This is a genomic window from Zhaonella formicivorans (assembly GCF_004353525.1).
In the GTDB taxonomy this organism is placed as follows: Bacteria; Bacillota; DUOV01; order DUOV01; family Zhaonellaceae; genus Zhaonella; species Zhaonella formicivorans.
The window spans coordinates 645142-661146 of record NZ_CP085524.1; the positions used below are offsets into that span (position 1 = coordinate 645142).

At 41.9% G+C, this 16005-nt stretch carries 19 protein-coding genes; all 19 read left to right on the top strand.

Going from position 1 to position 16005, the window contains the following annotated elements:
- Positions 1-251 precede the first annotated feature (251 nt).
- The 19 genes from EYS13_RS03080 (at position 252) to secF (ending at position 15814) form a co-directional block, all read left to right on the top strand.
- Positions 252-986: an NAD+ synthase gene (locus tag EYS13_RS03080; protein WP_227765817.1), complete on the top strand. Its 735-nt coding sequence runs from the start codon at positions 252-254 to the stop codon at positions 984-986.
- Between the two features lie 74 nt (positions 987-1060).
- Entirely contained in the window at positions 1061-1816 is a 756-nt protein-coding gene (locus EYS13_RS03085; RefSeq protein WP_227765818.1) for a YebC/PmpR family DNA-binding transcriptional regulator, read from the top strand.
- A 128-nt stretch (positions 1817-1944) separates the two neighbouring features.
- Entirely contained in the window at positions 1945-2508 is a 564-nt protein-coding gene (locus EYS13_RS03090; RefSeq protein WP_227765820.1) for a hypothetical protein, read from the top strand.
- 94 nt (positions 2509-2602) lie between these two features.
- Positions 2603-3103 carry a crossover junction endodeoxyribonuclease RuvC gene (ruvC, locus tag EYS13_RS03095; RefSeq protein ID WP_227765822.1) on the top strand — a complete coding sequence of 167 codons (501 nt, stop codon included), beginning with the start codon at positions 2603-2605 and terminating at the stop codon, positions 3101-3103.
- Positions 3104-3712 (top strand): Holliday junction branch migration protein RuvA, encoded by a 609-nt coding sequence (ruvA, locus tag EYS13_RS03100; protein WP_227765824.1) that lies wholly within the window; start codon positions 3104-3106, stop codon positions 3710-3712.
- Positions 3713-3724: 12 nt separating this feature from the next.
- Positions 3725-4747: a Holliday junction branch migration DNA helicase RuvB gene (gene ruvB, locus EYS13_RS03105; RefSeq protein ID WP_227765826.1), complete on the top strand. Its 1023-nt coding sequence runs from the start codon at positions 3725-3727 to the stop codon at positions 4745-4747.
- A gap of 86 nt (positions 4748-4833) precedes the next feature.
- Entirely contained in the window at positions 4834-5862 is a 1029-nt protein-coding gene (locus EYS13_RS03110; RefSeq protein WP_227765828.1) for a molybdopterin-binding protein, read from the top strand.
- A gap of 18 nt (positions 5863-5880) precedes the next feature.
- Positions 5881-6381: a molybdopterin-guanine dinucleotide biosynthesis protein B gene (mobB, locus tag EYS13_RS03115; protein ID WP_423055316.1), complete on the top strand. Its 501-nt coding sequence runs from the start codon at positions 5881-5883 to the stop codon at positions 6379-6381.
- Positions 6382-6393: 12 nt separating this feature from the next.
- Positions 6394-6618, top strand: coding sequence for a DUF2905 domain-containing protein (locus tag EYS13_RS03120; protein WP_227765831.1), 225 nt, complete (start codon positions 6394-6396; stop codon positions 6616-6618).
- Positions 6619-6677: 59 nt separating this feature from the next.
- Positions 6678-7445, top strand: coding sequence for an RNA polymerase sigma-I factor (gene sigI, locus EYS13_RS03125; protein ID WP_227765833.1), 768 nt, complete (start codon positions 6678-6680; stop codon positions 7443-7445).
- Positions 7438-8730, top strand: a complete 1293-nt coding sequence (locus tag EYS13_RS03130) for an anti-sigma-I factor RsgI family protein (protein WP_227765836.1) — start codon at positions 7438-7440, stop codon at positions 8728-8730. Before sigI ends, EYS13_RS03130 begins: the two co-directional genes overlap by 8 nt.
- Positions 8731-8792: 62 nt before the next feature.
- Entirely contained in the window at positions 8793-10211 is a 1419-nt protein-coding gene (locus EYS13_RS03135; protein ID WP_227765838.1) for a SpoIID/LytB domain-containing protein, read from the top strand.
- Positions 10212-10225: 14 nt separating this feature from the next.
- Positions 10226-11251, top strand: a complete 1026-nt coding sequence (gene queA, locus EYS13_RS03140; protein WP_227765840.1) for a tRNA preQ1(34) S-adenosylmethionine ribosyltransferase-isomerase QueA — start codon at positions 10226-10228, stop codon at positions 11249-11251.
- A gap of 24 nt (positions 11252-11275) precedes the next feature.
- On the top strand, positions 11276-12403 hold the full coding sequence (gene tgt / locus EYS13_RS03145; protein ID WP_227765842.1) for a tRNA guanosine(34) transglycosylase Tgt: 1128 nt from the start codon (positions 11276-11278) through the stop codon (positions 12401-12403).
- 39 nt (positions 12404-12442) lie between these two features.
- The gene (gene yajC, locus EYS13_RS03150; protein ID WP_227765843.1) at positions 12443-12721 is read left to right on the top strand and encodes a preprotein translocase subunit YajC; all 279 of its coding nucleotides are present in this window, start codon (positions 12443-12445) and stop codon (positions 12719-12721) included.
- A gap of 242 nt (positions 12722-12963) precedes the next feature.
- A complete protein-coding gene (locus EYS13_RS03155; protein WP_227765845.1) occupies positions 12964-13128 on the top strand; it encodes a hypothetical protein in 165 nt (54 codons plus the stop codon).
- Positions 13129-13132: 4 nt separating this feature from the next.
- The gene (locus EYS13_RS03160; RefSeq protein WP_227765847.1) at positions 13133-13555 is read left to right on the top strand and encodes a type II toxin-antitoxin system PemK/MazF family toxin; all 423 of its coding nucleotides are present in this window, start codon (positions 13133-13135) and stop codon (positions 13553-13555) included.
- Between the two features lie 138 nt (positions 13556-13693).
- Positions 13694-14926 (top strand): protein translocase subunit SecD, encoded by a 1233-nt coding sequence (secD, locus tag EYS13_RS03165; RefSeq protein ID WP_227765850.1) that lies wholly within the window; start codon positions 13694-13696, stop codon positions 14924-14926.
- Between the two features lie 12 nt (positions 14927-14938).
- A complete protein-coding gene (gene secF / locus EYS13_RS03170; RefSeq protein WP_227765853.1) occupies positions 14939-15814 on the top strand; it encodes a protein translocase subunit SecF in 876 nt (291 codons plus the stop codon).
- Positions 15815-16005: the final 191 nt, after the last annotated feature.

Sequence of the window (16005 nt, forward strand, 5' to 3'; positions counted from 1 at the left end):
TCAACTTGTTGACAAAGTCCGCATGTATTATTTCGCTCTGGACAAGCTCCTACGCCTTTGACCTGCAGCACCGCTGCCGACGGCTGGGGAAACCGATCCTGCTCCGTAATACATGCGGGCTGATAAAAGTTTGTCAGGGTAGTCTAGTCCTCATTCAAACGAAGGAGCTTTTACGATATTTTTGCAATTGCCTTGTGGTTTCAGAGCGAATGCTTTAAGATATTCTCAAAAACCAAAGTAGGAGGGATAAAATGGATTATCAAGTACTTACGGACAATATCGTTAACTGGATGAGGGAAAAAGTCAAGGAAGCAGGGGCCAAAGGGGCGGTTGTTGGTCTATCCGGTGGAATTGATTCATCTGTTGTTATGGCTCTTTGTCAAAAAGCATTTCCCAACGATTGTTTAGGGTTAATAATGCCTTGCCATAGTAATCCCCAAGATGAAGCAGATGCAAAGCTTGTTGCCGAACATTTTGGTATTCCCTATAAAGTCATTAACTTAGACCGGACGTATGCTGCCTTGATTACTGCCCTCAATGGAAATGATGATAAAGAGGAAAACAAAAGTTTGGCATTGGCAAACATTAAGCCTAGATTACGTATGACTACCTTATACTATGAAGCTGCTTTACGAAATTATCTGGTGGTTGGGACAGGAAACAAAAGTGAAATTGTTATTGGATATTTTACTAAATATGGAGACGGAGGAGTTGACATTGAGCCTATTGGGAATCTAGTCAAAACTCAGGTGAGGGATTTGGCGAAATTCCTTGGAGTACCCGAACCTATAATCATGAAAGCACCTACCGCCGGTTTATGGGCAAATCAAACTGATGAAACGGAAATGGGCATCACTTACGAAGAACTTGATGCATATATTCTGACTGGCACAGCTGAGCCAAGAGTATTGACACGAATCAAAGCTTTAATCGAAAAAAGTGAACATAAACGGCACATGCCGCCTATCGCACCTTTTACACTTTAAAACTCATAGTATTGGCAAGAAAAAGGGCTTTATGCTAAAATGTCATAGGACTGACAGAAGAAAGGGGGGGTTTTATGTCGGGCCATTCTAAATGGGCTAACATTAAGCATAAAAAGGCCAAAATGGATGAAAAAAAAGGTAAAATTTTTACTAAAATAGGCCGTGAAATCATTGTTGCCGTAAAACAAGGGGGACCAGATCCTGAAGGAAATCCCCGCCTCAAGGCTGTTTTACAAAAAGCCCGGGAAAATAATATGCCAAACGATAATATTCAACGTATTATTCAGAAGGCGACAGGGGAATTGGAGAGTTCTAATTACGAAGAGATTGTATATGAAGGATACGGACCGGCTGGAGTTGCTATCTTATTAAATATTATGACCGATAATCGTAACCGTACCGCCGGGGAGATTCGCCATATTTTTTCTAAGAACGGCGGCAGTTTGGGAGAAACCGGTTGCGTTGCCTGGATGTTTGAAACGAAAGGCGTTATCACTATAGAGCTGGCTAATTCCGGACTGGATGAAGAGGAATTAGCTCTCCTGGCTATTGAAGCCGGTGCGGATGATGTCAACACAGAAGATGATCAGCTAACTGTCTATACTTCAATTGACAGCTTCGAAGAAGTTAAGCAGAGTTTGGCTGCTTCCGGAGTATGTTTTAGTTCCGCAGAAATAACTAAAGTGCCCAAGAACAGTATAGTAATTAGTGATCTGGAGCAAGCACAACAAATCTTAAAACTGATGGATTTATTGGAAGATCATGATGATGTACAAGCTGTTTACTCCAATTTTGAGTTAGATGATTCCATAGCCGACCAGCTAGCTTAAAATAGCCCTTTTGGGCTATTTTGTCTATAACAATAGAAAAGATTATACACTAGCGTTTTGCTAAAGGTATATATCCCTGACTAATTGGTAATACTAGCCAATTAGAAATACTGCGGAGGGATTATACCTTGAAATGGGATAAGTATAGTTATATTTACCTGGCACTTGGAATAATAGCCATTTTAAGTTTTACTCTTTTTTATTTTATAACCCCAGGACTTATTGCACCGGATTTTACTTCAGAAATAAAGGAGACAGAACCGGCAAGTGTAAAAGACGAATCTCTAGGTTTGGTGGAAATTTATAAACACTATGAGATATGTAACCATACGGTAAAAGAACAGGAATTCAAAACAATCTTGGATGATAAAAGACTTGCGGAGTTAAAAATCCAATTTCCCAGTGAAGAAGGATGGAGTATAGAAAGCAATTTAAACAGTGTTAGAATTGAACGGCGAATAGATGAACTTTGTCCTGAGGATGCAGAAAAAAGGCATTTGGCTGCGGCAGGGGAATTTTTAGCGGTATTTAAGGGACCGGTAGGAGTTAATGGTGGTTTGGAAAGGATTACCGACATCAGGATTCAAAGTTTGCCGGCGGAATGGCAGGAGAAGGTTTACAGGGGCCTTCTTGATTTTTCCAGTGAAGCGGAACTTTTGGAAGCTTTGGATAGTTTAGATGAGTATGAATAGTATAATGAAAATACGGCCTTAGGCCGTATTTTTGTTGTATTGCAGGTATCCCCTTGCATTTGTCGAATAAGTTTTCGGAAAGGGGAATTTGAAAATGCTTATTCTAGGGATTGATCCGGGAACCGCTATTACCGGTTATGGAATAGTTCAATTCAAAGGTAATAAATTTACTGTAATAGATTACGGGAGTATTCAAACCTGCAGCAAAATACCTTTAGCAGAACGGTTAAAAATGTTGTACTCTGGTTTACAGGAATTGATTTCTTTCTATAAGCCGGAGCATCTTGCTGTTGAAGAATTGTTTTTTAATAAGAATTCAAAAACAGCATTAGCCGTGGGACAGGCCAGAGGGGTAGTGCTTTTGGCGGGAGCAAATAATAAAATGGTTGTGGCCGAGTATACGCCTTTGCAAGTCAAACAAGCAGTTGTTGGATATGGCAGGGCAGAAAAACAGCAGGTGCAAGAAATGGTTCGGCTTATCCTGAATTTGGAGAAGGTGCCGAAGCCTGATGATGTGGCTGATGCATTAGCAATTACAATTTGCCACGGTCATTCTTACAGAGTAAAAAATATATTGCAGGCAAAGGATGATTAGATGATAGCATTTTTGCGCGGAAAGGTTGTATCGTTAGGGCAAGATAACGTAATTGTGGAGGTGAATGGTGTCGGCTACCAGGTTTCAGTTCCGGCCAATATTGTATATCAACTACCTCCTGCAGGGGAAGAAGTTGTATTGCATACTTATTTTCACATAAGGGAAGATCAGGTCCAACTCTTCGGTTTTACTGACGCATCAGATAAAGAAATATTTGAATTGCTGTTAGAAGTGAGCGGGGTTGGCCCAAAAGTTGCCTTGGGAATATTAGCAGCTATTGAAAGGGAAAAGCTGGTGCGGGCAATTATGGAAGAGCAGCTCGCTGTTTTAACCCAGTTGCCCGGAATAGGTAAAAAGACTGCTCAAAGACTAATACTGGAGTTAAAAGATAAAATAGCTAAATCTACGTCATTTGATCTCAAAGAAAGAGTTCCTGTAAACCAAACTGTAAGCAGTTCCTATGGAGATGCTTTAGCAGCTTTGTTAAGCCTAGGCTATAGTCAAAAAGAGATAGAGCCCAGGTTACAAGCGGTTTTACAAAATCAAAGGGATGAAATGTCGCTTGATCAATTGATAAAATTAGTTTTAAAAGAAATTGCCAAAATGTAAGGGGGCAAACTGGTGGAGGAGCGTCTATTAACAAATCAATTTCGCGAAGAAGATCTTGAAGTGGAAGGCAGCTTGCGACCCCGCACGCTAAGTGAATACATTGGCCAAACCAAGGTAAAAGAAAACCTGCGCATATTTATTCAAGCGGCAAAGCTTCGGGGTGAAGCTTTGGATCACCTCCTGTTGTACGGGCCGCCCGGTTTGGGCAAGACTACTTTGGCCAACATAGTGGCCAATGAATTGGGGGTGCAAATACGTATTACCTCGGGACCTGCTATTGAACGGGCCGGTGATCTAGCGGCTCTACTAACCAATCTCCAGGAGGGCGATGTGTTATTTATTGATGAGATCCACCGGTTGAACAGGAGTGTAGAGGAAGTATTATATCCTGCAATGGAGGATTTTGCCCTGGATATTTTGATAGGCAAAGGACCTAGCGCACGCTCCATTCGCCTGGATTTACCTAAATTTACTTTAGTTGGTGCTACAACCCGCGCGGGGCTTTTAACTTCACCCCTCCGGGATAGGTTTGGTGTTATTTGCCGATTAGAGTTTTATAATAATGATGAGCTTAGTGATATTGTAAATAGAGCTGCCCACATTCTGCAGATACCAATTGATCCCGAAGGGGCTCGGGAAATTGCCCGCAGGTCTAGAGGTACACCCAGAATTGCCAATAGATTGTTAAAACGTGTTAGGGATTTTGCACAGGTTAAGGGCAAGGGTAAAATTGATTTGGATTTAGCAAGAGCTGCTTTGAATATGTTAGAAGTAGACTCAATTGGGCTGGACAGCATCGACCGTAAATTATTGCTCTCCATAATCAATAAATTCAGTGGCGGTCCTGTTGGTTTGGATACCTTGGCTGCTACGATTGGAGAAGAAGCTGAGACTATAGAAGATGTATATGAGCCCTATCTGCTTCAATTGGGTTTTTTAAACCGTACCCCTAGAGGTAGAACTGTAACGGAGATGGCTTTCCGGCATCTGGGATTGCCATATAAAAAAGAATTACAGGAGACCCTTGATTTTTAAAAATATGCTGACTAACAGGCCAATCAGTTTTATGACTGGATTACGCGAAATAATTATTGTTTTTCTGAAAAAGGGAGGGTTTTCAATTGAAGAAAGTTAAGGTTGAAGAAGCCGTTGGGATGATTTTATGCCATGATATAACCAGAATAGTCCCCGGTGAAAGTAAAGGACCTGCTTTCCGCAAGGGTCATATAATAAGGCAAGAAGATGTTCCTAAGTTACTGGATCTGGGAAAGGCCCATATCTATGTTTGGGAAAACCAGGAAGGAATGTTGCATGAAAACGATGCCGCCCTTAGGCTAGCTAAGGCTGCTGCCGGCTCAGGGCTCAACTTAAGTGAACCGAAAGAAGGAAAAGTGAATTTAACAGCTGCTGCCGACGGTTTACTTAAAGTAGATGTCAACAGTTTGGAGTTAATAAACGGAATAGATCAATTGATTATAGCTACGTTACACACTAACCGTATGGTGAAAGCCGGTCAGCAAGTTGCAGGCTGCAGGGTAGTGCCGCTGGTAATCGCCGAGGAAAAAATAGTAGAAGCGGAAAGAATTTGCTCCTCAATTCAAGGGATAATAAGTGTCAAGACTTTACACAAAGTTAGGGCTGGTTTAGTTACAACCGGGAGTGAAGTGTATTACGGCAGGATTAAAGATGCCTTTGGGCCTGTCATCAAAAGCAAGTTGGAGCAGTTTGGTTCCAGTCTTCATAAACAGGTTTTTGTTCCAGACGATGTGGAAAAAATTGCTCAAGCAGTTAGAGAGTTAAAAGCGGAAGGGGTAGACCTGGTCTTGACAACAGGGGGGATGTCGGTAGACCCTGACGATTTAACTCCTACAGGAATTAAGAGTGCAGGCGCTGAAATTATAGCTTACGGGGCTCCTGTACTACCGGGTTCCATGTTTATGTTAGCCTATTTGGATGGAATGCCAATCTTGGGTCTGCCAGGTTGTGTAATGTACGCTAAAACTACCATTTTCGATCTGGTATTGCCCAGAGTCTTATGCGGCGAAAAACTGAGCAGGCAGGATTTAGTAAAATTAGGCCACGGCGGTCTTTGCCTAAATTGTGAAGTATGCACTTTTCCCCACTGTCATTTTGGTAAAGAGGGCAAATAACAGAGAAGAGGTACAATGATGATACCCATAGTTTCAGTTGTTGGCAGATCAAACAGTGGAAAAACAACTTATTTGGAGAAACTGCTTAAAGAAATAAAAAAAAGGGGATATCGGGTGGCAACCATAAAACACCACTGCCACGATTTTGAAATTGACCAACCCGGCAAAGATACTTGGCGGCATGCAGAGGCCGGCGCTGACGTTACGGTTATCTCCTCCCCTCATAAAATGGCATTAATAGAAAAAGTGGAAAAAGAAAAAAACTTGGATGAAATCGCGGAGTTAATACAAAACGTGGATCTGATTATAACGGAAGGTTACAAAAAGGGGAACAAACCTAAAATAGAAATATTGCGTAAGGCAGTCAGCGATGATTTGGTCTGCCCGCCGGAAGAATTGATGGCGGTTGTTACCGATGTTGACTTGAATTTGGATATACCTTGTTTTAGCCTGGAAGATGCGGTGGGGTTGGCCAATTTTTTGGAAATGAAGGTTCTTAAGCCTGCAAAGAACATTTGAAAGGTGGTCAAAATGTTTGATTTTAGCGCCATCGGCAAAACAATAGCTGTGCTTGGACTTTTTTTACTAATTTTAGGGCTAATAATTCTGGCAGCTGGTAAAATTCCTTTTTTAGGTAAATTACCGGGGGATATTTTTTTGCAAAAAGGCAATTTTACTTTTTACTTTCCCTTGGCAACATCTGTATTGCTTAGCATTATTTTGACAATAATCTTAAATTTGTTGTTCAGACACTAAAACCGACCCCATGAAAGGATCTAAAACTCCCGAAATATATAGGGAAAGAGGTGAGGTTATTGTGGATTTTTTCTAGCGCGAGCGATTCCTCACTGAAAAACAATGAACTGCAGGTAATGTTAGAGGCCTCTCAAGCTGGAGATGATTTGGCCAGAGAAAAATTCATTAAAAAATATATGCCATTTGTATACAAGGTAGCCTCCAAAGTCAGCGGGCAGTACATTGATCCTTCAACCGAAGAAGGAAGCATCAGCTTAATTGCTTTTAACGAAGCTATTGACAATTACGATCTCACCAAAGGGGCAAATTTTTTATCCTTCGCCGAATTGGTTATAAAAAGAAGACTAATTGATTATTACCGAAAGGAACAAAAAAATAATGCGGTTCCTATTTCCAGTTTGATAACCAAAGATGAAGAAATAAATGAATTAGAGTCATTTGAAATAAACGAGGCTGCCAGAAGATATCAGATGGAAGATGAGGCCAGGGAACGCCGGCAGGAGATTATCCAATACCAGGATAAACTCAAGCAATTTGGTATCTCCATGCAGGAATTAGTACATATATCACCAAAACATGAGGATGCCAGAGTCAGGGCTATGGAGGCCGCCTGGTTAATTGCCGGTGATCAGATGTTGCGACATTACTTACTGGCTAAGAAGGAACTTCCTCTTAAGTTTTTGGAGGCCAGGGTGGGTGTAAGCAGAAAAACTTTAGAGAGACAAAGAAAATATATTATTGCTTTAACAATTATACTGATCAACGATTTTCCTTATCTGAAGGAGTATATAAAAGAATTAGCCGGAAGGGGCGAGCCCAGTGTCTAGGAGCAGAAAAGGTCTGGTAATTGAATTTGATAGAGGCGCTGCTGTAGTGTTGACTCCGACCGGGGAGTTCGTGAAAGTTAAGCTGACAAAAGGAAAAGGGTGGCCGGAACTTGGAGATGAGATTACATTCCCCGAGGCCGGCGGGTTATGGCAATTTTCCCGAAGGACTAAGCTAGCTGCCGTTGCCGCTCTTATAGTTTTTCTTGTAATTACTCCTTTTGTTTACCAATTTGCGCTTACTTTACATCCTACAGAGCTTCCTGTTGCCTCTTACCTCACGGTTGATATTAATCCAAGCATCGAACTGGGATTAGGAATTAATCGGCAAGTGGTATCTGCCAAAGCTTTAAATTCTGACGGCCAAAAAGTGCTAAACGAACTAAAACTGCTAGGGCTTCCAGGAGAGAATGCGGTAGAACGGATTATTGAACAGGCAGTAACGCTAGGCTATTTGGAACCTGATACAAATATACAAAATATTTTAATTACCTATGTACCGTTGACAGAAAACCATCAAAATGAAAAGCAGCTATATGCAGAAAAAGCGAGAAAAGTTTTACAAGCCAAAAGTATAGCTGCCCAAGTGGAAGTAATTAGCGCCAGCGACCAAGTGCGGTCCAAAGCCCATGCTGTTGGTTTATCGACCGGGAAATATTTGGTTTTCTTGGAAGCAGTCAATGATGGTCTTGAGATTACTGAAGAACAAATGAAAAAAGAAAGTTTAACAGAATCTATTAATTTAGCCGGTGGTGATTTAAAACAGCTGATTCAAAAGGCAGCCCATGAAAAAGATATTGCGAAGCTGGAAGAAGAGGTTAAGGCTAAGTTACAACGGAAGGAATTAAAGAGAAATCAGGATGAGGGCAAAGAACCAAAACGGGAACCGGAAAGGGCTGGGTCCCATGAAAAAATTGAAGTAGGAAATAAAACAGAAAATCAGATAGAAAATACGTCTCAGGGGAAAGGTTTAAAAATAGAAATTGGGGCATACAAAAATGATAAACGGGAAGATGTTAATGGAAAAAGGAATCCTGATTCTACGCCGCAACAACGGTCCAAGGAGCTGAAGAAAGACGTTAAAGAAAAACAAGAATCTCCGGGTAACAACCCTCCACAGTTTGGGCCGGGATTTGTTCAGAAAGAAGAAGATGTGACCGAACTTCCGGAGCAACTCAAGAAAAGAACGCAGGCTGGGAAAAAGAATGAGGATTTTTCCAACGAAGCAAGGCAAAAAGAAGCAGAAAAACTCCAGGTTAAAGTAAAGGGTGAAGATGGGAATAAATAGGGCAGGAATTCTTGAAGAAGTTGTCGAAAAATCAGTAGATAAGATTGCATGCAGAGGTGTGAATGTTGAAACAAGTTCTATTTATTTTCTCCCCTTTATTTTTTTTGCTGTTTTTGCTTAAACCTGTTTTTGCCGAAGAGAGCATTATAATTCGTGTGGGTTTAGCCAGCCAGTTAAACCAGGCAGAATTTAGGGTGATGCAAGGCGAATACCAGCTGTTGGATGCAGCTTCCGGCCTGCCAATCGGGTTACCCCAAAAGGGTGAACGTTGGACAATTCGTAAAGAAGGGTATAATCTCAAAGTTTTGAAGGAAGATGTGGCTATCGAAACACCTTACCTAGGCCCTATACTTCTAACTCCGGTTGATAATACGCAAACTAATGTCTTTCGCTTCCAAAATGTGCAGTACCGGGATAACTTGCTTTTTCAGAATGAAACAAACGGCATTTTAGTGGTCAATAGCTTGAACATTGAAAAGTATTTATATGGTGTGGTTGGCAGTGAAATGGGGACATCTGCTCCTTTGGAAGCACTAAAAGCTCAAGCTATAGTTTCCAGATCCTATGCCCTAAGCAATAAAGGAAAGAGCACCAGGTTTGACGTGGGAATCGATACTAACACCCAAGTTTACAAGGGATATGATGCTGAAAGTTTGCCAGGTTGGAGTAATGTGAAAAAAGCTGTTGATTCTACCAAAGGTTTGGTAATTTACTATAACGGGGAGTTGATCAGGGCCTTCTTTCATGCCAATTCAGGGGGATACACCGAAAACAGCGAAAATGTCTGGAACGAAAAGCTCCCCTATCTTCGAGCAGTGGCTTCACCCTGGGATGAGTATGCTGTAAGCTATCCCTACCAGACTCCTGGAGGATGGCCCGCTAACAGTTATCAATGGGAGACTAACCTTACCAGGGATGAATTGCGTGAAAAAATAGCGGGCTGGAATGCCAAAAGCAGTAATAAGGTTGAAATCGGAGAAATATTGGATTTTAATCTGTCCAGAAATCAAAAGGACACAAACGCTGAAACGCTGTCAGGCAGAGTGACCAGATTGGATTTTGTAGGAACCGGGGGAATTAAATCCTTTACTAAAGACGGAATTCGGTCGGTATTGGGCCTGAAAAGTACGTTATTTGATCTGCAATTAGATTCCACGGTGACAGTTTTAAATGGGCGAAACGAAAAAAACACCTATAATGTAACAAAAGATTTTCAAGTTCTAGGCGCAGGCAAATTTCTGACAAATCTAAACGGACCAGAAGCTAAATACTTTGTTAAAGGCGATAACTCCAACAGGTCAATTCCTAAAGTCTTTGAAAAGGTTGTTATAAAGGGAAAGGGACATGGCCATGGTTTGGGCATGAGCCAGTGGGGGGCCAGGGGAATGGCCGCAGCAGGGTATAATTACCGGGAGATTATCTTACAATATTATAATCAAGGCAGAGATGACGGTCGTTTAACTATTGAGACTTACCATTAAGGAGCACCCGTTAAATGCGAGTAGCAGATTTTGATTACTTTTTACCAGAAGAATTGATTGCACAAAAACCAGTCTACCCAAGAGACATTTCCCGCTTAATGGTGGTTGACAGGAAAAAAGGAACCATTGAGCACAGGATTTTTAAAGAAGTTGTAGGTTATTTACATCCCGGAGATGTTTTGGTTCTCAACAACACTAGGGTTCTCCCCGCTCGCCTTTTTGGAATTAAAAAAGATAGCGGGGCTCGGATAGAAGTAGTATTATTAAAGCGCCTCAGCATGTCCCGGTGGGAAGCGCTGGTTAAGCCGGGTAAACGGGTGAAACCTGGTACTACTATAATCTTTGGTGATGGCGAGCTCACGGCAGAAACGGTGACTATGACGGAAAGCGGAGGGCGCATTTTGCATTTTTCTTACCAGGGAGTTTTTGAAGATATCCTGCATCGTTTAGGAAAAATGCCCCTTCCACCATATATCAAGTCCGAATTGGATGATCAAGAACGTTACCAGACGGTTTATGCCTCCCGGGAGGGATCGGCCGCGGCTCCTACCGCAGGGTTGCATTTTACTACGGAGCTGCTTGACAAGATCAGTAGCAGTGGAGTGCAAATATGCCATGTACTGCTCCATGTAGGCCTGGGAACTTTCCGCCCCGTAAAAGTAAGTGAAATTGAAGAACATAAAATGCACGCTGAGTACTATGAAATAGAGGAAAAATCCGCTAATATTATTCAAAATGCGGTGGCAGAAGGCAGGAGAGTTATTGCCGTCGGGACAACTTCCGTGCGGACTTTGGAAACAGTGATGCAAGAGCACGGGAAAATCATCCCGACCAGTGGCTGGACAGATATTTTCATTTATCCCGGATATGAGTTTAAGGTAGTAAATGGACTTATAACAAATTTTCATCTGCCCAAATCTACGTTGTTAATGTTAGTTAGTGCATTTTTAGGAAAAGATTTAACTATGAAGGCCTATGAAACTGCGGTAAAAGAAAAGTATCGCTTTTTTAGCTTTGGAGATGCGATGTTGATTTTATAACCTGTGCTTTATAGGAGTGATGATGTGAGTATCCGCTTTGAAGTATTAAAAGAGAGTACTGAAAGCAGCGCCAGAGTGGGGAAACTATATACACCGCATGGCGAAATCGATACACCTGTATTTATGCCCGTGGGAACCCAAGCTACTGTCAAAACAATGTCTCCTCACGAATTGGAGGAGATAGGGGCACAGATCATTTTAAGCAACACCTACCATCTTTACTTGAGGCCGGGACATGATTTAGTAGCCGAAGCAGGAGGGTTGCATCGCTTCATGAATTGGCCCAAGCCGATATTGACCGACAGTGGGGGATTCCAGGTATTTAGTCTGGTCGATTTGCGGGAAATTAACGATGACGGGGTAACTTTCCGCTCACATATCGATGGTTCTAAACATTTTTTCAGCCCGGAAATATCAATGGAAATTCAAATGGCTTTGGGCTCTGACATTGCAATGGCCTTTGATGAATGTGCACCTTACCCCTGTTCTTTTGAGGAAGCTAAGAAGGCCATGGAAAGGACAAGCCGCTGGGCAGAACGTTGTTTAAAGTTTCATAACCACCCGCAGCAAGTTGTGTTTGGCATTGTACAGGGAAGTGTCTATCCGGAGCTGAGGGTTGAAAGTGCTAAACAGCTTACCCAATTGGATTTCCCAGGTTACGGTATAGGTGGGTTAAGTGTTGGTGAACCCAAACCACTAATGTACGAAATGTTAGAGCATACAATACCCCATTTACCGGCCAATAAGCCCAGGTATTTAATGGGTGTAGGTTCCCCTGACTGTTTAGTGGAAGGTGTCCTGCGCGGGGTAGATATGTTTGACTGTGTTTTACCGACGCGCATTGCCAGAAATGGGACTGTTATGACCAGCCAGGGCAAATTGGTAGTCAGAAATGCACAATATGCGCGGGATTTTTCGCCCCTTGATCCGGAATGCGGTTGCTATACTTGCCGGAATTATTCCAGAGCTTATATCCGCCATTTACTCAAGGCCGATGAAGTTTTGGGTATTCGCTTGACTACCATTCATAATCTTTCATTCCTTATCGATTTAATGGGTAAGATCAGAAAAGCAATTTTGGAAGATAGCTTGAGGGATTTTGCGCAGGAATTTCTGGAAAGATACAATATTAAAGAGGGTTTTGGAAATTAGGTGTAGAATATGGCATTATTACTAATGAGAGAAAGGTAGGTGAACCGCTTGCAGCAGTGGACCGGGACAATTCTGTACTTGCTGTTTTTCTTTGCCATAATCTATTTCTTGATGATTAGACCTCAACAAAAACAGCAAAAAAAGCGGCAAGAAATGTTAAATAGTCTCAAGGTAAATGACGGTGTCGTTACTATTGGTGGAATTCATGGCCGGATTATTAAAATCAAGGAAAACAGTCTGATTCTAAGAATCGCTGACAAAGTTGAGGTAGAATTTGATAAAGCGGCTGTAGCCCGTATTAAAGGGCAGGAAGATTAATGTAAAGGGTCTCCGCAATGCGGGGCCCTTTTTTGTCAGTATTTCCCAAGAAGTGACAGCAATCGAAGGAGGAATAGGCTCATCCCTGACGTATTTAAAATATATATTGTTAGATAAAGAAAACTTCGCTTGTGCCAAGCTTATAAGCGGTGGCGGAAGACCTTAGTTGCACTTATGCAAATTAGAAAGTCGATAACTTTTCTGATTTGCAAAATAAAAATCCTAGCGAGCGGGTGAGTATCTTGGCTTGGTTGAAAAATTGGCTACAAAGTAGTAAGGATCCGGAGAAGAGGCTTAAGGCAGATTATTTGAAGTTAATTAACCTAGGTATTATTCTTGACGAAGAGTGGCAGCTAGAAGAAAATAGGCTGCTTTTGCTAGTGGAAGAAAGCGGGTTAGGGGGTTAAGCTAATGCGGGCTGTAAGGGGTTTGGCAACTGTTAAAAGGGGAGACGTGTTTGCCGTCAACTTAAATAATGAGGGCAAAAGGAGCTTAATCCGACCTGTGCTTGTCATTCAAAACGACATTGGAAACCGTTACTGTCCTTCTGTGATTGTGGTGCCACTAATTTCTAAATTAAAAACGAAGAAACTTTTATTCAGCGTTTTAATTCCTGCCGGCTCCAAGTCAGGTTTGTGCAAAGATCACGTGGCGCTTTTCTCGCAAATCAGGACTTTGGAACGACATCACTTTACAAATGATAATTTTCTTGGACATCTGGATTTTGAAACTATGCAAAAAGTAGACCGGGCCATAGAATTAAGTTTGGGGCTTAGCACTATTCAAAAGCTGCATAACCGATATCAAATGTTTAAAGAAAAGATGACTTCATAAAAAGTAAGGCGTAAGCCTTATTTTTTTTGTTCTTTCATTTTCCTAAGTTTCGGAGCAACTTTTTGTTTAATTGACATGCACTAGCGGGAGGTTTATAATTTATGAGTATGATATCCCTTAAGTTAAGGAGGAGACAGCATGAGATGGGGGAACGTGGTTAAGCTGCTTGTAATCATGGTAATCATACTGGGCGGTAGCTTTTTAGTATTTAACCCTCTGTTGAGTTTGATTGATTTAGGTCTCGATTTACAGGGTGGGGTACATGTGCTGATGGAAGCTCAGGATAGTCCCGGGCATAAGGTTACTTCTGAAGATATGAAGCAGTTGCAGGCTGTGATGAGAGAACGGGTGGATGAACTGGGAGTGAGCGAACCCGTAATCCAACGGGTGGGAGAAAATAGGCTGGTTGTGGAATTAGCCGGTGTCAAAAACCCGGAAGAGGCCGTAGAGATTATTGGCAAAACAGCATTGTTGGAATTTAAAACTTCAGACGGCAAAACTATATTAACAGGTAAAGATTTAAAGGATGCACAAGCGCGAATCAACAGCGCCAGCGGTGAACCTGAAATCAACCTGCAATTTGACAGTGCAGGAGCTAAAGTTTTTGCGGATGTAACCAGCAGGTTGGCTCCGTTACCGGAAGGTGATCCGCAAAAGAGAATTGCTATTTATCTCGACCAGAAAGTGCTGACTGCACCGGAAGTTAAAGATACCATTCCAAATGGACAAGCTGTGATTAGCGGAGGGTTTCAATCTTTTGATGAAGCAGCCAATATTGCAGCCCTGCTGAGGGGTGGTTCTTTGCCTGTGGAAACGAAGATTGTGGAAAAAAGAACTGTTGGCCCGACATTGGGCTCGGATTCTTTGGAAAAGAGCAAGCAGGCTGTGATTATAGGGTTAATCACTATTGCCATGTTCATGCTGGTGGTGTACAGGTTACCTGGTCTAATCGCCGACATAACATTGGTGGTTTTTGCCATCTTGGTACTTGGCGGTTTAGTGAGTATTAAAGCAGTTTTGACCTTACCAGGTATAGCAGGACTCCTGCTGTCGGTAGGAATGGCTGCTGACGCCAATATTATCATTTACGAGCGAATGAAGGATGAGTTAAGAAACGGGAAAACCCTGCGGGCAGCGGTAGAAGCAGGATTTAACAGGGCTTTTTGGACCATTTTCGATTCTAACTTGACTACCATTATAGCTGCTGTTGTTCTTTTCTATTTAGGTACTGGATCCATCAGGGGTTTTGCTATAACGCTGATTATTGGTATCGTGGCTAACATGATTACTGCTATTTTGTTGACCAGATCCCTCTTAAGAGTAACAGTAAACATTCCTGGATTGCGTAACAGCAAATTATATGGGGTTTAAGGAGGGAAGAAAATGGAATTTGTACGCAGACGTAAAATATGGTATATACTTTCCTTGCTGATTATTATTCCTGGTTTGATCTCTTTTGCCTTGCAGGGATTAAATTTGGGCATAGATTTTAAAGGGGGCAACCTGCTTGACATTGAATTTTCTCAAGTGGTTACCAGCAGCGAACTAAGGGCTGCTACGGAAGAATTAAAAGTAACGGCCCAAATTCAAGCGGCCGGTGAAAATGAATTTATCCTCAGGACGACAGAACTTACCGAAGAGCAAAGCAAGGCATTTATCAAAGGGCTGACTGACAAGTTTGGCCAATTAAAAGTCCACCGTAATGAAAAGGTAAGTGGAACTATTGGAAAAGAGCTGACAATGAAAGCAATTTACGCTTTGGCTATTGCTTCGGTTTTAATGATTATTTATATTACTTTTCGCTTTGAGTTTTATTTTGGAATTGCGGCTGTATTGGCTTTGCTACATGATGTTTTTGTTACTATCGGCATCTTTTCCCTATTTAGGATTGAAGTGGACAGTGCATTCGTAGCTGCCCTTTTAACAATTATTGGTTATTCGATCAACGATACTATTGTTATTTTTGACAGGATTCGCGAGAACCTGCGGCACAGCAAGAAAGAAGCCATTGAAGATGTTGTGAACGCCAGTATAAACCAGACTCTGTTCAGGTCTATTGCTACAGTTTTGACCGTAATTATCGGACTTGTGGCTATCTTAGTCTTTGGTGGCGAAACAACCCGTGTTTTCGCTCTGGCTATGCTGGTTGGTACAATAAGCGGAGCTTATTCCTCAATCTTTACCGCCAGCCCGCTCTGGATCGACCTTAGAAAAATGGCTGAAAACAAAAAAAGAGCGCATGCGGCAACTGCAAAATAAAAAGTACCTGCGGGTACTTTTTATTTTGCTAAATAAGCGACAGACAGTCATGCGGCTGTCGCAGCACCAGCAGAAGACTGACAAATGTAACTATTGTGTCCGCTGCTCAGGGATGACTTCGCCAAGAACGCTCTAAGGCTCATCAAACGAGAGCAGCTACGACTCAATGGGTTATCATTTTCAAGATCGTC